Origin of the sequence: Streptomyces shenzhenensis (genome assembly GCF_021462265.1) — a bacterium.
Taxonomy (GTDB): Bacteria; Actinomycetota; Actinomycetes; order Streptomycetales; family Streptomycetaceae; genus Streptomyces; species Streptomyces shenzhenensis.
Map to the genome: position 1 here is coordinate 78,113 of NZ_JAJONF010000027.1, position 16,466 is coordinate 94,578.

The 16,466-nt window shown below is 72.3% G+C and carries 14 protein-coding genes and 1 pseudogene; 8 read left to right on the forward strand and 7 right to left on the reverse strand.

Going from position 1 to position 16,466, the window contains the following annotated elements; all coding sequences use genetic code 11:
• The first annotated feature begins 101 nt into the window (after positions 1-101).
• Genes efeO through LQ326_RS29740 form a run of 4 tightly spaced genes read left to right on the forward strand, consistent with a single transcriptional unit; the run spans position 102 to position 4,402 of the window.
• Entirely contained in the window at positions 102-1,238 is a 1,137-nt protein-coding gene (gene efeO, locus LQ326_RS29725) for an iron uptake system protein EfeO (RefSeq protein WP_234542137.1), read from the forward strand.
• Between the two features lie 10 nt (positions 1,239-1,248).
• Complete coding sequence (gene efeB / locus LQ326_RS29730; protein ID WP_234542138.1) at positions 1,249-2,544, forward strand: iron uptake transporter deferrochelatase/peroxidase subunit; 1,296 nt, start codon at positions 1,249-1,251, stop codon at positions 2,542-2,544.
• 3 nt (positions 2,545-2,547) lie between these two features.
• Positions 2,548-3,453 carry an iron uptake transporter permease EfeU gene (efeU, locus tag LQ326_RS29735; RefSeq protein WP_234542139.1) on the forward strand — a complete coding sequence of 302 codons (906 nt, stop codon included), beginning with the start codon at positions 2,548-2,550 and terminating at the stop codon, positions 3,451-3,453.
• Positions 3,380-4,402, forward strand: a complete 1,023-nt coding sequence (locus LQ326_RS29740) for an SCO2278 family lipoprotein (protein WP_491074090.1) — start codon at positions 3,380-3,382, stop codon at positions 4,400-4,402. Before efeU ends, LQ326_RS29740 begins: the two co-directional genes overlap by 74 nt.
• A gap of 118 nt (positions 4,403-4,520) precedes the next feature.
• Here LQ326_RS29740 and LQ326_RS29745 read toward each other — a convergent pair whose 3' ends face one another.
• From LQ326_RS29745 to LQ326_RS29760, 4 genes are all read right to left on the reverse strand, one after another.
• Complete coding sequence (locus tag LQ326_RS29745) at positions 4,521-5,261, reverse strand: bifunctional DNA primase/polymerase (RefSeq protein WP_234542141.1); 741 nt, start codon at positions 5,259-5,261, stop codon at positions 4,521-4,523.
• Between the two features lie 173 nt (positions 5,262-5,434).
• Entirely contained in the window at positions 5,435-6,421 is a 987-nt protein-coding gene (locus tag LQ326_RS29750; protein ID WP_234542142.1) for a small ribosomal subunit Rsm22 family protein, read from the reverse strand.
• Positions 6,418-7,608 (reverse strand): serine hydrolase domain-containing protein, encoded by a 1,191-nt coding sequence (locus tag LQ326_RS29755; protein WP_234542143.1) that lies wholly within the window; start codon positions 7,606-7,608, stop codon positions 6,418-6,420. Before LQ326_RS29755 ends, LQ326_RS29750 begins: the two co-directional genes overlap by 4 nt.
• Positions 7,551-8,879: a multidrug effflux MFS transporter gene (locus tag LQ326_RS29760; RefSeq protein WP_234542144.1), complete on the reverse strand. Its 1,329-nt coding sequence runs from the start codon at positions 8,877-8,879 to the stop codon at positions 7,551-7,553. Before LQ326_RS29760 ends, LQ326_RS29755 begins: the two co-directional genes overlap by 58 nt.
• 130 nt (positions 8,880-9,009) lie before the next feature.
• Between LQ326_RS29760 and LQ326_RS29765 the strand changes: the two genes are divergently transcribed.
• On the forward strand, positions 9,010-10,008 hold the full coding sequence (locus LQ326_RS29765) for a Gfo/Idh/MocA family protein (protein WP_234542145.1): 999 nt from the start codon (positions 9,010-9,012) through the stop codon (positions 10,006-10,008).
• A 140-nt stretch (positions 10,009-10,148) separates the two neighbouring features.
• Positions 10,149-10,907, forward strand: coding sequence for an SDR family oxidoreductase (locus LQ326_RS29770; RefSeq protein WP_234542146.1), 759 nt, complete (start codon positions 10,149-10,151; stop codon positions 10,905-10,907).
• Between the two features lie 239 nt (positions 10,908-11,146).
• Here the strand turns inward: LQ326_RS29770 and LQ326_RS29775 are convergent, their stop codons facing one another.
• Entirely contained in the window at positions 11,147-12,358 is a 1,212-nt protein-coding gene (locus tag LQ326_RS29775) for a D-alanyl-D-alanine carboxypeptidase family protein (RefSeq protein WP_234542147.1), read from the reverse strand.
• A gap of 199 nt (positions 12,359-12,557) precedes the next feature.
• Here LQ326_RS29775 and LQ326_RS29780 point away from each other — a divergent pair, with 199 nt between their 5' ends.
• Complete coding sequence (locus LQ326_RS29780; protein ID WP_234542148.1) at positions 12,558-14,024, forward strand: ABC transporter permease; 1,467 nt, start codon at positions 12,558-12,560, stop codon at positions 14,022-14,024.
• A gap of 83 nt (positions 14,025-14,107) precedes the next feature.
• A pseudogene (locus LQ326_RS29785) lies at positions 14,108-14,779 on the forward strand (ABC transporter ATP-binding protein); the annotation flags it as partial.
• Positions 14,780-14,962: 183 nt separating this feature from the next.
• On the opposite strand, the gene LQ326_RS29790 reads toward LQ326_RS29785, so the two are convergent.
• Positions 14,963-16,024, reverse strand: a complete 1,062-nt coding sequence (locus tag LQ326_RS29790) for an aldo/keto reductase (protein ID WP_234542149.1) — start codon at positions 16,022-16,024, stop codon at positions 14,963-14,965.
• Between the two features lie 43 nt (positions 16,025-16,067).
• A complete protein-coding gene (locus LQ326_RS29795; protein ID WP_234542150.1) occupies positions 16,068-16,394 on the reverse strand; it encodes a nuclear transport factor 2 family protein in 327 nt (108 codons plus the stop codon).
• Between the last annotated feature and the right edge of the window lie 72 nt (positions 16,395-16,466).

Here is a 16,466-nt window from a genome sequence, read left to right on the forward strand (position 1 = left end):
TCTCTCCCTGTCTGGCATGTCACGCCCCCTCCCGGTAAAAGTAAGGTAAGCCTGGGGTAACTTAGGACAGCCTCACCAATCCATCTCCGCTTGGAGCCTGCATGCGTGCCCTCCGACTCACCGTCACCGCCGCCGCCACGGCGGCCGCCTTGACCGCCCTCTCGGCCTGCACGGCGAAGAGCGACGCCGAGGGCGCGGGCGCGATCAAGGTCACCGCCGCCGACTCCACGTGTGCGACGTCCACGAAGTCGGTCCCGGCCGGGCACGTCACGCTCGCCATCGAGAACACGGGCTCCAAGGCCACCGAGGTCGAGATCCTCTTCCCGGACGACCGGATCGTCTCCGAGAAGGAGAACATCGGGCCGGGGACCAGGTACACGCTGACGGCCGAGGTGAAGGCCGGGTCGTACGAGATAGCCTGCCGGCCCGGGATGAAGGGGCACGGGGTGCGGCAGAAGCTGACCGTCACCGGCTCCGGGACCGTCGCCAAGCGCAACCCGGCGCTCGACAAGGCCGTCGCCGACTACCGCGAGTACGCCCAGGAGCAGGCCGACGCCACCGTCCCGCTCGCCCGGACCTTCGCCGACGCGATCAAGGCCGGTGACCTGGAGGCCGCCAAGAAGGCCTACGCCCCCTCGCGGCTCGGCTGGGAGCGCACCGAGCCGATCGCCGAGTCCTTCGGTGACATCGACCCGAAGACCGACACCCGCGCCGACGGCCTGGAGGAGGGGCAGAAGTGGACCGGCTGGCACCGGCTGGAGAAGGCCCTCTGGGCGGACCGGAAGACCGGTGCCACCGAGGCGGCCCTCGCCGACCGGCTCGTCGCCGACCTGACCGACTGGCGGGAGCGGGTCGGCAAGGCCGAGATCACCCCGACCTCCATGGCCAACGGCGCCAAGGAACTCCTCGACGAGGTCGCCACCGGCAAGGTCACCGGCGAGGAGGACCGTTACTCCCACACCGACCTGGTCGACTTCAAGGCCAACGTCGAGGGCGCGCAGAAGGCGTACGAGCTGCTGAAGCCGGTCGCCGCGAAGAACGACCCGGCGCTGACGGGCGAGCTGGACAAGCAGTTCGCCGCGCTCGACACCCTGCTCGACAAGTACCGCGCGGACAGGACGTCCTACGACTTCGTCTCGTACGACAAGGTCACCGGGGACCAGCGCAAGGAGCTGTCCGACGCGGTCAACGCCCTCGCGGAGCCGCTGTCCAAGCTCGCCGCGGCCGTGGCCAAGTAGGGGGCGGGACATGGGTGAGAGAGTCAATCCGTCGCGTCGGGCGCTGATCGGATGGGGCGGGGCCGGGCTCGCGCTCGGGGCCGCCGTGGCCGGGGGCGCGGTGGCGATGGCCGAGGCCGGTGACGACGTCGGCCCCGCCGCCGAGGCCGGGGGCGCGGTGGCGTTCCACGGCGCCCACCAGGCCGGGATCGCCACGCCCGTCCAGGACCGGCTGCACTTCGCCGCGTTCGACGTGAAGACCGACGACCGGGCCGAGTTCGTGCGGCTGCTGAAGGACTGGACGGCCGCGGCCCGGCGGCTGACCGCGGGCAGGGCCGTGGGCGAGGGCGCGTACGGCGGGCTCGCCGAGGCGCCGCCGGACGACACCGGCGAGGCCCTCGGGCTCAGGCCGTCCCGGCTGACGCTGACCATCGGCTTCGGGCCGTCCCTCTTCGAGAAGTTCGGCCTGGCCGGGCAGCGGCCGGCCGCGCTCGTCGACCTGCCCGGGTTCCCCGGGGACAACCTCGACGCCTCCCGTACCGGGGGCGATCTGTGCGTGCAGGCCTGTGCCGACGATCCGCAGGTCGCCGTGCACGCCATCCGCAACCTCGCCCGGATCGGCTTCGGCAAGGTCGCCGTCCGGTGGTCCCAACTCGGTTTCGGGAAGACCTCGTCGACGACCCCGGACGCCCAGACGCCGCGCAATCTCATGGGGTTCAAGGACGGCACCCGCAACATCGCGGGCACCGAGGCCGGCCGCCTGGAGAAGTTCGTGTGGGTGGGAGACGGGGACGGGCCGGACTGGATGACGGGTGGGTCGTACCTCGTCGCCCGCCGTATCCGCATGAACATCGAGACCTGGGACCGGACTTCGCTCCAGGAGCAGGAGGACGTCTTCGGGCGGGACAAGGGCGAGGGTGCCCCGGTCGGCAGGGCGAAGGAGCACGACGCTCCGTTCCTGAAGGCGATGAAGCCCGACGCCCACGTCCGGCTGGCACACCCGGACTCCAACGGCGGGATCACCATCCTGCGCCGTGGCTACTCCTTCACCGACGGGACCGACGGACTCGGGCGGCTCGACGCGGGGCTGTTCTTCCTGGCCTACCAGCGCGACGTGCGCGAGGGATTCATCCCGCTGCAGCGCAGGCTGTCCGCGTCCGACGCGCTCAACGAGTACATCCAGCACGTGGGTTCGGCGGTCTTCGCGATCCCGCCCGGGGTCCGGGACACGGACGACTGGTGGGGCCGGACGCTGTTCACCGAGTCCTCCGGATCCTCCAGCTCCACCAAGTCCTCCGAGTCCGCCAAGTCCTCCAAGGGGGCGTGATCCGTGTTCTCCAACTACCTGATCGGTCTGCGGGAAGGCCTTGAGGCGTCGCTCGTCGTCTGCATCCTCATCGCCTACCTGGTCAAGACCGGGCGGACGGACGCCCTGAAGCCGATCTGGACCGGTATCGCGGTGGCGGTGCTGATCGCCATGGGCTTCGGGTGCGCGCTCGAATTCGGCTCCCAGGAGCTGACGTTCGAGGCACAGGAAGCGCTCGGCGGATCCCTGTCCATCGTGGCCGTGGGGCTGGTGACGTGGATGGTGTTCTGGATGCGGCGCACCGCCCGGCACCTCAAGTCGGAGCTGCACGGCAAGCTCGACGCGGCCCTGGCGATGGGCACCGGCGCGCTGGTCGCCACGGCCTTTCTCGCCGTCGGCCGGGAGGGACTGGAAACCGCCCTGTTCGTGTGGGCGTCCGTGCACGCGGCCAGCGACGGCACCCCGCGCCCGCTGATCGGCGTGGCGCTGGGCCTGGCCACCGCGGTCTTCCTGGGCTGGCTGTTCTACCGGGGCGCGCTGCGGATCAACCTCGCCAAGTTCTTCACCTGGACCGGCGGCATGCTGGTCGTGGTCGCGGCGGGCGTCCTCGCGTACGGCTTCCACGACCTCCAGGAGGCCGACTGGATCCCGGGCCTGACCCACCAGGCCTTCGACATCAGCGGCACCGTCCCGCCGGACAGCTGGTACGGGACACTGCTGAAGGGCGTCTTCAACTTCCAGCCGGACCCGACCGTGCTCCAGGTCACGGTGTGGCTGCTGTACCTGGTCCCGACGCTCGTCCTCTTCTTCGCCCCGGTAGGGTTCGGCTCCGGGAAGGGGAAGGTGAAGGCATCTGATGAGGCATCTGAGGACGCATCGGACGACCGGGGACCGCAGCCCTCGGCGGCTCCGCGGACTCCGCAGGCGTGACCGGAGCGCACTCATAGCGGTCTCGCTGACCGCCATGTCGCTGACGGTGAGCGGATGCGTGGTGGTGCACGGGGAGCGCGAGGTGCTCCCCACCACCACCCGCGCCGAGGCCGCCAAGGCGCTGCGGCAGTTCACGGACGCCTACAACAAGGCCGACAAGGCCTACGACAGCTCCCTGGACGCCGACTACACGACCGGCGCCCTGGCCGACATCGACTCCGCGCGCCTGAAGGCCGGGCACGTCAACAGTCCGGGCGGCAACTCCGGCCACTCGCCTCTGGAGTTCGACGACGTCACCTACACCATCCCGAAGAAGGCCGGCTGGCCGCGCTGGTTCCTCGCCGACGCGCACGGCAACAAGGGCGGCGACGAACGGTGGCTGCTGGTCTTCACCCGCAACGGCCTCTCCGACCCGTTCCAGGTGGCGTACCTGACGCTGGTCGCGCCGGGCGACGTACCGAAGTTCACCACCGACAAGAACGGCTGGGCCGAGGCCGTACCGGCGAACAGCGCCCAACTCGCCGCCTCCCCCGCCGGCCTCGGCCAGGACTACGCCACGTACCTGAAGAGCGGCGGCACCGTCTTCGCGGACGGCCCGCACACCAGCGGCTGGCGCACGGACCGCAAGAAGTCCACCAAGCCGGGCCTGGCCACCCAGTACATCGACGAGGCGCTGACCGGCGGCGACTACGCGCCGCTCGCGCTGCGCACCGCCGACGGCGGCGCGATGGTGTTCTTCACCACCCGCTACTACGCCAAGCAGACGGCGGCCGCGGGCACCTCCGTGCCGACGCCGAACCAGGACGTCAAGGCGCTCACCAAGGGTGAGATCAAGCAGTCGCTGACGATGCAGTTCGTCTCCAACCAGGTCGCCCTGGACCCGGCGGGCACCGGAAAGGTCTCGATCCTGGGCCGCATCCAGGGCCTGACCTCGGCACAGGGTTCCTGAACAGCGCCCAGAAAACAGCGCCCCGAAGGGGCGCGGGGAACTGCGCGACCAGCCACAACGGCGCCGCACCCGACCGACGACCCCGCACCCCCCGACCCGGCGCCCCCCGACAAGGCGCTCAGCGCCGCAGCGGCCAGGCGGCGCCCACCTGGTCGGCCTCTCCGCCGTCGTACCGGGCGCACGCGTCGGTGAGGGTCTCCAGCAGGCTCAGCGGGTCGGGCAGCGCGTGCTCGGGGCCGCGTACCCAGTGCACCCGCCGGTCGTCGTCGCCGGGCAGCCGGGCGGGCGGTACCAGGACGTAGGAGCCCCGGCAGTGCCAGCGCAGGCCCGGGTGCTCGTCCATGGTCTCGGGGTGGCAGTCCAGCTCGCAGGGCCACCACTCGTCCTCGTCCTCGGGGGTGCCGCGAGTGAGGGTGAAGAAGAGCATGCGGCCGTCGTCGCTCTCGGCGACCGGGCCGACCTCGACGCCGCCCGCGAGCAGCCGTTCCAGCGCCTGCCGGCCCGCCTCCAGGGGCACGTCCAGGACGTCGTGCGTCATGCCGGTCGCGGTGATGAAGTTGGCCTGCGGCTGGTGCCGGGCCCAGCGCTCGATCTGGGCGCGGTCGGTGGTGGACTGCGTCTGCCAGGCGAAGGACACCGGGTGCCGGGCCGGGGTGGGACAGCCGACGCGGTCGCAGGAGCAGCCGTAGCCGGGGGCGGGGTGGGCGGCGGGGGCCAGCGGGAAGCCCGCCTCGGCGGCGGCGAGCAGCAGGGCCTCGCGGCCCGGGTCGGCGGCGGCCGTCTCCTTCGGGCGGCGTCCGCGCAGCCACCGGGAGAGTCTGCCCTGCCGGCCGCTGGGGCCGCCGAACGTCGCGCTCATCTATCGCCTCGCCTCGCTGTGGTCCGGCCAGGATGCCTTATGGCCCCCTCTGGGTGCGAAGCGGGGGGTACGGGGTGTGTGTCACGGGCTGCGTCACGTGCGGTGTTACCGGCTGTGTCACGGGTTGTGCCACCGGTTTCACGGGGCCGTGCCACCGGTTTCACGGGGCTGTGTCACCGCGGCGGCCAGGTGTCTCCCCAGTCCGCGTCCCGGGCCGCCTTGTACAGGTCGCCGTGGCGTTTGGTGACCGTCGTCCGGCGCAGCTGTTCGTCGTTCTCGCACAGGTCGAGCAGGACCTGGCCCTTGCGGATCTGGGGGCGGCGGACCACCCGGGCCGGGGCCGGGGCGGGCGGGAAACGGGTGGCGGCCACGTAGCTGAACTTCTCGTCCTCGTAGGGCAGTGACCCGCCCTTGACCTGGCGGTGCAGGGAGGAGCGGCTGACCCGGGCGGAGAAGTGGCACCAGTCCGTGCCGGGGATGATCGGGCAGCCGGCGCTGTGCGGGCAGGGGGCGGCGATGTGGAAACCGGCGCCGATCAGGCGGTCCCGGGCCTCGATGATCCGGGCGTAGCCGGCGGGGGTGCCGGCCTCGACGAGGACGACGGCCTGCGCGGCGGCCGCGGCGGCGCCGACGAGGGCGGCACGGCCGGCCTCGTCGAGCTCGTTGAGGACGTACGACACCGTGACGAGATCAGTGCTCTCGATGGTGAGCCCCGCTCCGATCCGAGAGCGCTGCCACTTCGCGTCCCGCAGGGCCGGGTTCGCCGCGGCGATCTCCCGGCCGAGGGCCAGCGCCGGCTCGGCCCAGTCGAGGACCGTCACCGGCCGCGCGCCCTCCCAGGTGTCGGTCACCGCCCAGGTCGCCGCGCCCGTGCCGCCGCCGACGTCCACATGGCTGCCCGGCACCCATTCCTCGGGCACGGCGTCGGCGAACGCGGCCAGCACGGACCGTACCGCCTCGAAGGTCGCCGGCATCCGGTACGCGGCGTACGCCACGACGTCCGCCCGGTCCCGCAGGATCGGCGCGTCGGTCGGGGTGGCCCCGCGGTAGTTGGCGATCAGCCGCTCGACGGCGCCGGCCGCCTGCTTCGGGGGCAGGCCGCCGAGCAGGTCGGTGAGGGTGGCGCGGAGCCGGTCGGCCGGTGGGGTGGGGTGGTTCACCCGGCGATTGTATGGACAGCCCTGGCCAGGCGGGTCGCCGCCGCCGCCCGCGGAGCGCTGTCGCCGGGGCGGCGGCGCGGATGCACGGTGTTGGCCAGCAGCACCAGGAACGTGTCCGTCGCCCGGTCCAGGACCAGGGACGTCCCGGTGAACCCGGTGTGGCCCGCCGCGCCGTGTCCCGACAGTTCGCCCATGAACCACGGCTGGTCCACCAGGAAGCCCAGGCCGGGCGGGCCCAGCAGCAGGTCCACGAAGTCGGGGCCGAGGATGCGCGCGGTGCCGTACGCGCCGCCCGAGAGCAGGGCGCGGCTGAAGACCGCCAGGTCCCGGGCGGTGGAGAAGAGGCCGGCGTGCCCGGCCACCCCGCCCAGTGCCCAGGCGGTCTCGTCGTGCACGACGCCCCGCAGCATCCCCCGGTCGGCCTTGGCCCACGGCCGCCGCTGGTCCTCGGTGGCCGCGGCCCCCGGGCAGGGGCCGAAGTCGGTGGCGGTCATGCCGAGCGGGCGGGTGATGCCGTCGCGGACGAGGACGTCGAGAGGGCGGCCGGTGATCCGCTCCAGGACGTGCTGGAGGAGGAGCATGTTGAGGTCCGAGTAGCGGTAGGCACCGGGTGCGCTGCTCGGGGTCTCCGCACGCAGCAGGTCGAGCCGGGCCGCGTCGTCGGGGCAGTCGTAGAGCGGGAGTTCGGGGCGCAGGCCCGAGGTGTGGGTGAGGAGCTGGCGGACGGTGATGCCGTGGGCGGCGGCCCCGCGGAAGTCGGGGAGGTAGGCGCCGACGCGGGCGTCGATGCCGAGGGTGCCGCGCTCCAGCTGCTGCACGGCGGCGACCGCGGTGCACAGCTTGGTGAGGGAGGCCAGGTCGAAGGGGGTGTCGACGGTCATGGGGACCCGGGCGGCGGGCGGGAGTTCGACACCGGCGTCGGTCGCGGGGTCGTACGCGGAGTAGCGCACGGCCCAGCCGGCCGCCTCCTGTACCGCGATCACGGGTCCGCGTCCGGCGACCACGACGGCCCCGGCCGCCCAGGGCCGCTCACCGGTGGTGAGGTCGCGCACCTCGCGGACCAGGTGCCTGAGTTGCGTGGGGTCGAGACCGGCCCGTTCCGGTGTCTCGACGCGCAGTCTCGGTACGCTCAGCGCTCTGCTCCCTCCGCGCTCGCACGGGTGTTCCCGCGTGCCCAGGGACGGCACATTCCCACGAAGCAGGCCAGCGCCACCAGTGCCCCCGCCAGTTGGACGATCGCCATGGGCACGGCGGTTCTCTCCCCGGCGATCCCGACCAGCGGCGAGGCGACCGCGCCGACGAGGAACGAGGAGGTCCCGAGCAGCGCGGACGCGGACCCGGCGGCGTGCCGGGTGCGCAGCAGGGCGAGGGACTGGGCGTTGGGGAGGGTGAGGCCCATCGCGGACATCAGGACGAAGAGGGCGGCGGCGACCGGGGCGAGGCCGACCGGACCGAGGAGACCGGCCGACATCAGCAGCAGGGCGGTCGCGGCGAGCACGGTCACGACCAGGCCCGTGCCCAGCACCTTGTCCAGGCTGACCCGGCCGACCAGCACCTTCCCGTTGACCTGCCCGGCGATCACCAGTCCGACCGAGTTGAGGCCGAAGAGGAGGGAGAAGGTCTGCGGGGAGGCGCCGTAGATCTCCTGGATCACGAACGGCGAGGCGCTGATGTAGGCGAACAGCGCGGCGAAGGCGAAGCCGCCCGCGAGCATGTAGCCGGTGAAGGGCGGGTCCGCGAGCAGGGCGCGCATGGCGCGGACGGCGGCGGCCGCTCCCCCGGCGTGCCGGCCGGCCGGCGGCAGCGTCTCCGGGAGCCGCACCCAGACCAGCGCGGCGAGCAGTGCTCCGACGACCGTGAGGACGACGAAGACGCCCCGCCAGTCCGTCACCCGCAGGATCTGCCCGCCGATCAGCGGTGCGACGACCGGGGCGACCCCGGAGACCAGCATCAGGGTGGAGAAGAACCGGGCCATGGCGACCCCGTCGTAGAGGTCGCGTACGACGGCTCGCGCGATGACGATCCCGGCCGCGCCCGCGAGGCCCTGCGCGAGGCGGACGGCGACCAGGGTCTCGGCGTCCGGCGCGAGGGCGCACAGCGCGGTGGCGACGACGTAGACGGCGAGGCCGGTCAGCAGCGGGCGGCGGCGGCCCCAGCGGTCGCTCATCGGGCCGACGACCAGCTGCCCGAGGGCCATGCCGGCCAGGCACGCGGTGAGGGTGAGCTGGACGGTCGCGGCGGGGGCGTGCAGGGAGCGGGTGACCTCCGGCAGGGAGGGGAGGTACATGTCCATCGCCAGCGGGGGCGTCGCGGTGAGGCCGCCGAGGACCAGTACCAGCAGGAGACCGGCCCGGCGGGCCGCGGGCGGGGCGGGGCGGTGCGCCACGGGGGCGGCGGTGTCCCGCGCGTCCCCCGCGCCCTGCGCGCCCGGTGTCGACGGCGCCGGCTGCTCTGGCATGTGTCCCCCGTCTGTCTTCGTCGGTCTCGCGGTCCGGTCCGCTCTTGATGGACACCGGTGGCCCCCACATATGCTCTCAGCTCGTACAGACTGCCGGGAAACACATGAGCGAGGGTGGGGCGGCCGGGACATGGCTGAGCAGAGCGTGCGGTGGGGGATCCTGGCGACGGGCGGGATCGCGGCCGCGTTCACGGCGGACCTGGTCGATCTGCCGGACGCGGAGATCGTGGCGGTGGCCTCGCGCTCCCCGGAGTCCGCGGCGGGGTTCGCGGAGCGGTTCGGGATCGGGCGGGCGTACGGGGACTGGGAGTCGCTGGCCCGGGACGAGGACATCGACATCGTGTACGTCGCCACTCCGCACTCGGCGCACCGGGCGGCCGCCGGGCTGTGCCTGGAGGCCGGGCGGAACGTGCTGTGCGAGAAGCCGTTCACGCTCAACGTCCGCGAGGCCGGGGAACTGGTCGCCCTGGCCAAGGAGCACGACCGCTTCCTGATGGAGGCGATGTGGATGTACTGCAATCCGCTGATCCGGCGGCTGACGGCGCTGGTCGCGGACGGGGCGATCGGCGAGATCCGGACCGTGCAGGCGGACTTCGGCCTGGAGGGACCGTTCCCGCCGGCGCACCGGCTGCGGAACCCGCTGCTCGGCGGGGGCGCGCTGCTCGACCTGGGGGTGTACCCGGTGTCGTTCGCGCACCTGCTGCTCGGTGAGCCGGACGGGATGTCGGCGCGAGCGGTGCTCTCGGACGAGGGCGTCGATCTCCAGACGGGTGCGCTGCTCTCCTGGGAGAGCGGTGCTCTCGCAGCGTTGCACTGCTCCATCGCCGGCGGCACCGGCACCACGGCCTCGGTCACCGGCGCGAAGGGCCGGATCGACATACCGGACGGCTTCTTCAACCCCGAGCGCTTCGTGCTGCACCGCGACGGCCGCGACCCGGAGGAGTTCGCCCTGACCCCGGAGGACGGCCCCCGCGATACCTTCCGCCACGAGGCCAGGGAGGCCATGCGCGCCGTCCGCGCCGGCGAACAGGAGTCCCCCCTCGTCCCCCACGCCGGCACCCTGGCCATCATGCGCACCCTGGACGGCCTGCGCGACCTCATCGGCGTCCGCTACCCGGGCGAGGCGTAGAAGCGCAACGCGCCCCAAAGGGGCGCGGGGCTGTATTTGACATGCGGCTCCGCCGCGTGGGCGCGCCCAGCCCCCCACCCGCAGCCGAACGACGGCCGAACAGTCGGCCCTCCCCAGCGGAGCGCCTACGCTGCGACCCCATGAACACCAAGCAACCAAAGATCGCCGTGGTCACCGGCGCCGGTTCCGGTATCGGCCGCGCCGTGGCCACGGAACTGCTGCGGGCCGGCTGGTCGGTGGCGCTGGCCGGCCGGCGCCCTGCGCGGCTCGCGGAGACGGCGGCGCTGGTGCCCGAGGGCGCCTCCGTCGCGGTACGGACCGACGTGTCACGGCCCGACGACGTGACCGCGCTGTTCGCGGCGGCCGTGGAGCGATTCGGGCGGGTGGACCTGCTGTTCAACAACGCGGGGACGTTCGGGCCCGGCGGGGTGGCCGTGGAGGACCTGCCGTACGAGGCGTGGCGGCACGTCGTGGACACCAACCTCAACGGGGCGTTCCTGTGCGCGCAGGCGGCGTTCCGGCAGATGAAGGAGCAGGAGCCGCAGGGCGGCCGGATCATCAACAACGGGTCCGTCTCGGCGCACACGCCCCGCCCGCGCTCCGTCGCCTACACCGCGACCAAGCACGCGCTGACCGGGCTGACCAAGTCCTTGTCCCTGGACGGGCGGCCGTACGGCATCGCGGTCGGGCAGATCGACATCGGCAACGCGGCGACGGACATGACGGCGGGCATGCGGACCGGGGCGCTGCAGGCGAACGGGGAGGTGGCCCCGGAACCGGTGATGGACGTGGCCGACGTGGCGCGGACCGTGCGGCACATGGCCGAGCTGCCGCTCGCGGCGAACGTGCAGTTCGCGACGGTACTGGCGACGGCCATGCCGTACGTGGGCCGGGGCTGAACGGCCGTTCAGCCGGGCCATCCACAATCTGCACAAGCGGAATTCCGGCATCCGAGGTATTGCGGCCGGTAACGGGCCTATGCTCAACTCTTCTCCACCAGAACTTCACACTTGAGACTCTGGTGTTCCGCCGACCACATCGAGGGGGGAGGCGGCAGCCGTTCCACCGGACCGGGTGGGGGTGGATCCGTGGGACGCCGCGGGTACGCACCGGTGGGTGGGGCGGCTGCCGCGAGACGTCAACTCGCCGGGGTGTCAGCCGAGTCGACCGCAGTGTCACCCGGACCGGAGGCGGCCGCGGCACCGGCCGGCCGCCGTCGCCGGCGCAGCGCCCACGCCCCCGCGCCCAGCAGCGCGAGCGTGCCCGCCCCGCCCTCCGCGAGCCGCCACGGCGACGGCCCGGACGTCCCCGAACCGGCCGCCGCCCCCGTCCCGGACGCGCCCGCGGCCCCGTTGCCCTTCGACGTCGCCGGACTCGCGCTCGCCCCGCCCTCACTGAGCGGATCGACCAGCACCCCCACCGGCTGCGCCGAACTCCCCTTCCCGAAGCCCCAGTCGAGCAGCGCGGCGGTCTGCTCGTACACGGCGTTGGTGGCGGGGTCCGGATGCATCACGGTCACCAGCAGGGTGCGGCCGTTCCGGGTGGCACCGCCGGTGAAGGTGTTGCCCGCGTGGCTGGTGTAGCCGTTCTTGACGCCGAACAGGCCCTTGTAGACGCCGAGTCCCCAGGCACCGGTGAGCAGGCGGTCGGTGTTCTGGATCTGGAAGGTCTTCTTGCCGCCGGCCGGGAAGTCCGCGGTACGCGTGCCGCAGTAGCCGCGGAAGTCGTCGTCCTTCAGCCCGTGCCGGGCGAAGAGGGTCAGGTCGTACGCCGACGACAGCTGGCCCTTGTGGTCGAAGCCGTCGGGGCTGACCACATGGGTGTCCAGGGCCTGCAGGTCCGCCGCCTTGGCCTGCATCTCGGCGACGGTCCTGGCGATCCCGCCGTTCATGTGGGAGAGCACGTGCACGGCGTCGTTGCCGGAGCGCAGGAAGACGCCCTGCCACAGCTGCTCGACGGTGTAGGTGAGGCCGGGCTTGATGCCGACCAGGCTGGAACCGGCCGGGACGTCGGAGATGTCGGAGTCCTTGACCCGGTACCGCTCGGTGCGCTCGAACTTCTTCAGCACGGTGTCCGCGAAAAGCATCTTCAGGGTGGAGGCGGGCGGCAGCCGCCGGTGCGCGTTGTACGAGGCGAGCACCTCACCGCTGTCGCAGTCGGCGAGCAGCCACGCGCGAGCAGTGATCTTCTTGGGCAGGCCGGTGGCCCCGCTCACCTGTATACCGCCACGGGCCAGCCGGTCGCCGCCTATGACGGTGGCGGCGAAGGCTGGGGCGGCCGCGGACACGGGAAGGGCGGCGGCCGTCAGTCCGAGGACGGCACGCCGGGTCAGCCGAGAGGAAGCACGCATCCCGGGACCGTACACCGCACCCGACAGCGGTCTGCCGGGAGGACCCCAACCCGGCAGATGAATTTGCTGTCTTATGAAAGTTTGCTGAGACATCCCCGTTTCTCAGCTCTGACACATCTTTTACCCAGTGTGGCTCAAAGGTTCCTCCCTAGCTTGAGCTCGCGTCCACAGCGGGCGCCAAGAACCTTCGAGGAACGGGATGTTTGGCATCTATCTCAAGCGCGAGCTGGGCCGCAGAAAGAAGGCGGCCCTGGTCATCGCTCTGGGTCTGGCGCTCGGTATCGCGCTGGTCATCACGGTCAACTCGGTGTCGGCCGGCATGACCCAGGCGCAGGACAAGGTCCTCAAGTCGCTTTACGGCCTCGGGACCGACATGACGGTCACCAAGGCCCGTACCGCGCCGGCCTCGGGCAGCTCCGGCGGCCCGAACTTCAAGTTCGACGCCAAGTCCAGCAGCAGCTCCACGCAGAGTTCGGACCGGGTGCAGACTCAGGGTGGTCAGGCCCTGAAGTCGTCCCTGGTCACCAAGGTCGCCGGCCAGAAGGGTGTGGAGAGCGCGGTCGGAGCGCTCTCCCTCGACGTCACCAAGGTCGACGGCTCCTTCACCCAGGGCAAGGCGAAGTCCTCCAGCGGCAGCAGCACCAGCGGCAGCACCAGCGGTCAGGGGCAGCCGGGCGGCAGCAGCAGCTCGGGGGGCGCGCCGCAAGTCCAGGGCGGCGGCGCCAACTTCAACGTCAACAGCTACTCCGTGGTCGGCGTCGACGTGGCCCACCAGGGCCTCGGCCCGCTGTCCACCATGAAGATCACCACGGGCCGGACCTTCACCTCCGCGCAGACCGGCGCCAAGGCCGCGGTGGTCAGCAAGTCGTACGCCAAGGAGAAGAAGTACAAGGTCGGTTCGACCTTCAAGATCTCCGGCACCAAGTTCACGGTCATCGGCATCGCCACCCCGGACAGCGGCGAGTCCGACACCGACGTGTTCGTCCCGCTGAAGGTCGCGCAGGCCCTCGGCGACGCCAAGAACCAGGTCACCACGATCTACGTCAAGGCGACCGACTCCCAGCAGATCTCCGCTGTGAAGAAGGAGATCACGGCCAACATCTCCGGTACGACGGTCACCACCTCCGCCGACCTGGCGTCCACCGTCTCCGGTTCCCTCTCCACCGCCTCCAGCCTCGCGACCAGCGTCGGCAAGTGGCTGTCCATCGCGGTCCTGGCGGCGGCCTTCCTGGTGGCGGCCCTGCTGACGTCGTCCGCGGTCTCCCGCCGGGTGCGTGAGTTCGGCACCCTGAAGGCGCTCGGCTGGCCGTCCCGCAACGTGACCCGCCAGGTCGTCGGCGAGTCCATGGTCAACGGCCTGATCGGCGGCGCCCTCGGCATCGCCCTCGGCGTGGGCGCGGCCTACGCGGTCACCGCGATCAGCCCGAAGCTCACCGCGCAGCTGGGCAACACCGGCGGTGGCGGCGCGGGCGGCGGCCCGGGCGGCGGCCCCGGCCGGCAGGCCTCCCAGAACACCCTGGAGATCGCACTGTCCGCGCCCGTCTCCCTCACCACCATCGCCCTCGCGGTCGGCCTCGCGGTCACCGGCGGTCTGATCGCCGGTGCGATGGGCGGCTGGCGCGCCTCCCGGATGCGCCCGGCCGACGCCCTGCGCAGCGTCGCGTAACACCCCGCCCCCAAGCCGGGGCGCCGCTTCCACTCCCCCCGGGACGCGGCGCCCCCACCCCCTTACCAGCCAGTGGAGATCCCATGTACAGACTCACCGGAGTCACCAAGCGCTACACGCGGGGCAAGGAGACGGTCGAGGCGCTGCGCGGCGTCGACCTGACCATCGAGGACGGCGACCAGCTCGTCATCCAGGGCCCGACCGGCGGCGGCAAGTCGACCCTGCTCCAGATGATCGGCGGCCTGGACCGTCCGACCGAGGGAAGCGTCGAACTGGACGGCGTCGACCTCGCCCGGATCAGCGAGACCAAGCTGACCCGGCTGCGCGCCGAGAAGATCGGCATCATCTTCCAGTCGTTCAACCTCATCCCGACCCTCACCGCTCAGGAGAACGTCGAGACGGCCCTCGTCCCGCTGGGCGTCAAGCCGGCCGAGCGCCGTGAGCGCGCCGCCGAGGCCCTGCGCTCGGTGGGCCTGGGCGAGCGCCTCACGCACGCCCCCTCCGAGCTCTCCGGCGGCCAGCAGCAGCGCGTCGCGATCGCCCGCGCGCTGGTGAAGAAGCCGAAGGTGCTGCTCGCCGACGAGCCGACCGGCAACCTCGACGAGGGCACCCGCGACGACATCATGGCCCTCCTGGAAGGTCTGTGGCACGAGTACGGGCTGACCTTCGTGATGGTCACCCACGACTCCTCCATCGCCCGCCGCGCCCCGCGCCTGGCCACCATCAAGGCCGGCCGGATCACCCTCACCGAGCAGGGCGGCGGCCAGCGGTACGCACACGCACAGCAGGCGGCCGCGCACAGCACCCAGCCGCAACAGGCGGCCGCGCACACCGCCGCCCAGCCGCAGCAGGCGGCACACGGCCGGCAGCCTTACGTGGAGCAGCAGTACGGCGGCGGCCAGGGCCACTGAGTTCCGCGCCCGGGCCTCCGGGGCCGCTCAGCGCCCGAGGAGACGGTCGATCTCGGCCATCTGCCCGGCGGTGAGCGGCCCCTTCGCCATCGCGCCGGCGTTCTGCTCGGCCTGGGCGACGGACCGGAAGCCGGGGATCGGGATCGTGCGCGGGCTGCGGGCCCAGATCCAGGCGAGGGAGCCCTGGGCGAGGGTCCGCCCGTCGCTGGTGAGGACCTCGCGCAGGGAGTCGATCCGCTCGACCCACGCGGGGTCCGCGCCCGCGCCGTCCCCGAACCCGGGCAGCCAGGCCGGCGGCCTGCTGCGGATGTCGCCCGCCGCGGCCCCCGCCCGCCGGCCGCCCAGCAACCCCATGGCGAGCGGGCTGCGGTTGACGGCCGCGAGCTCCGCCTTCTCGGCGAACGCGAGGAGCCGCGGAGCGTCCTGGAGCACGTTGAGGGTGTGCTGCACGGCCGTGCAGTGCGGCCCCTCGGCGAAGACGGCGGCGCGGGCCGGGTCGTCGGTGCTCCAGCCGTAGGCCCGGATCAGTCCCTCGCCCACCAACTCCTCGCACGCGTCCCGGAGTTCGGCGGCGCGGGCCGGGTCGGCGTCGGAGATGTGCAGCTGGTAGAGGTCGACGTGGTCGGTGCCGAGGCGGCGCAGGGACGCGGTGAGGGCGCGGCGGACGTGGGCCGGGGAGTCGTCACGGCCGGTGAGGGTGCGGGTCTCCTCGTCGAAGACGTTGCCCCACTTGGTGGCGACGACGACCTCGTCGCGCCGCTTGCCGAGGGCGCGGCCGAGAACCCGCTCGCTGTGACCGGCGCCGTAGGTGTCGGCGGTGTCGAAGAAGGTGACGCCGAGGTCGAGGGCGCGGTGGATCGCCCGTACCGACTCCTCGTCGTCGACCTTGCCCCAGCCGAGCGGCTGCCCGGTGGCGTCCTGCCACTCACCGCCGATGGCCCAGCAGCCGAAGCCGAGCGCGCTGACGCGGATGCCGGAACGTCCCAGAGTCCTGGTGACGCCGCCGGTTGCCGTGCCTTCCGCGGCCGTGCCTGCGCTTGCCGTGCCTGCGCTTGCCGTCCCTTTGGTTTCCGTCCTTTTGGTTTCCATGGTTGAGGACGCTAGGAGTTGAAGCGCACACGAAGGCAAGGCTTCATGCCTGTCCGGTCTCGAAGCGGGAGATGCGGCCGTCGTCCGCGACCGTGAAGTCCCAGCGGGTGACCATCTCGCCCCAGGCGTCGTTGCGGTAGTGGGCGAGCAGGGAGCGGCCGCCGTTGGACTCGTTGTCGACGTCGAGGTGGCCGTTGGAGGAGAAGATCTCCCGGTCGATCCAGTCGTCCAGGTCCCGGTCGGAGCCGTCGTCCGCCATGGTCGCGTCCGGCGTGAGGAGATCCCGGAAGCGCTCGCGGTCGTTGGAGTTGACGGCGGTGACGAAGGCCCGCACGGCCGGGTCGCTGAGCTTGGCTGTCTTGATCGTCATGGCAGTCAGCGTCACATCGGTCCCGACGGCCCGCCACCCGCCCGCCACCCGAACGGCGGCGCGGACGGGCCG

Excerpts from the sequence above, each read along its gene's own strand:
- efeO (WP_234542137.1), top strand. The coding sequence starts at position 102 with ATGCGTGCCCTCCGACTCACCGTCACCGCCGCCGCCACGGCGGCCGCC.
- efeB (WP_234542138.1), top strand. The coding sequence starts at position 1,249 with ATGGGTGAGAGAGTCAATCCGTCGCGTCGGGCGCTGATCGGATGGGGC.
- LQ326_RS29740 (WP_491074090.1), top strand. The coding sequence starts at position 3,380 with ATGAGGCATCTGAGGACGCATCGGACGACCGGGGACCGCAGCCCTCGG.
- LQ326_RS29745 (WP_234542141.1), bottom strand. The coding sequence starts at position 5,261 with ATGAGCGCGACGTTCGGCGGCCCCAGCGGCCGGCAGGGCAGACTCTCC.
- LQ326_RS29760 (WP_234542144.1), bottom strand. The coding sequence starts at position 8,879 with ATGCCAGAGCAGCCGGCGCCGTCGACACCGGGCGCGCAGGGCGCGGGG.
- LQ326_RS29765 (WP_234542145.1), top strand. The coding sequence starts at position 9,010 with ATGGCTGAGCAGAGCGTGCGGTGGGGGATCCTGGCGACGGGCGGGATC.
- LQ326_RS29770 (WP_234542146.1), top strand. The coding sequence starts at position 10,149 with ATGAACACCAAGCAACCAAAGATCGCCGTGGTCACCGGCGCCGGTTCC.
- LQ326_RS29775 (WP_234542147.1), bottom strand. The coding sequence starts at position 12,358 with ATGCGTGCTTCCTCTCGGCTGACCCGGCGTGCCGTCCTCGGACTGACG.
- LQ326_RS29780 (WP_234542148.1), top strand. The coding sequence starts at position 12,558 with ATGTTTGGCATCTATCTCAAGCGCGAGCTGGGCCGCAGAAAGAAGGCG.
- LQ326_RS29790 (WP_234542149.1), bottom strand. The coding sequence starts at position 16,024 with ATGGAAACCAAAAGGACGGAAACCAAAGGGACGGCAAGCGCAGGCACG.
- LQ326_RS29795 (WP_234542150.1), bottom strand. The coding sequence starts at position 16,394 with ATGACGATCAAGACAGCCAAGCTCAGCGACCCGGCCGTGCGGGCCTTC.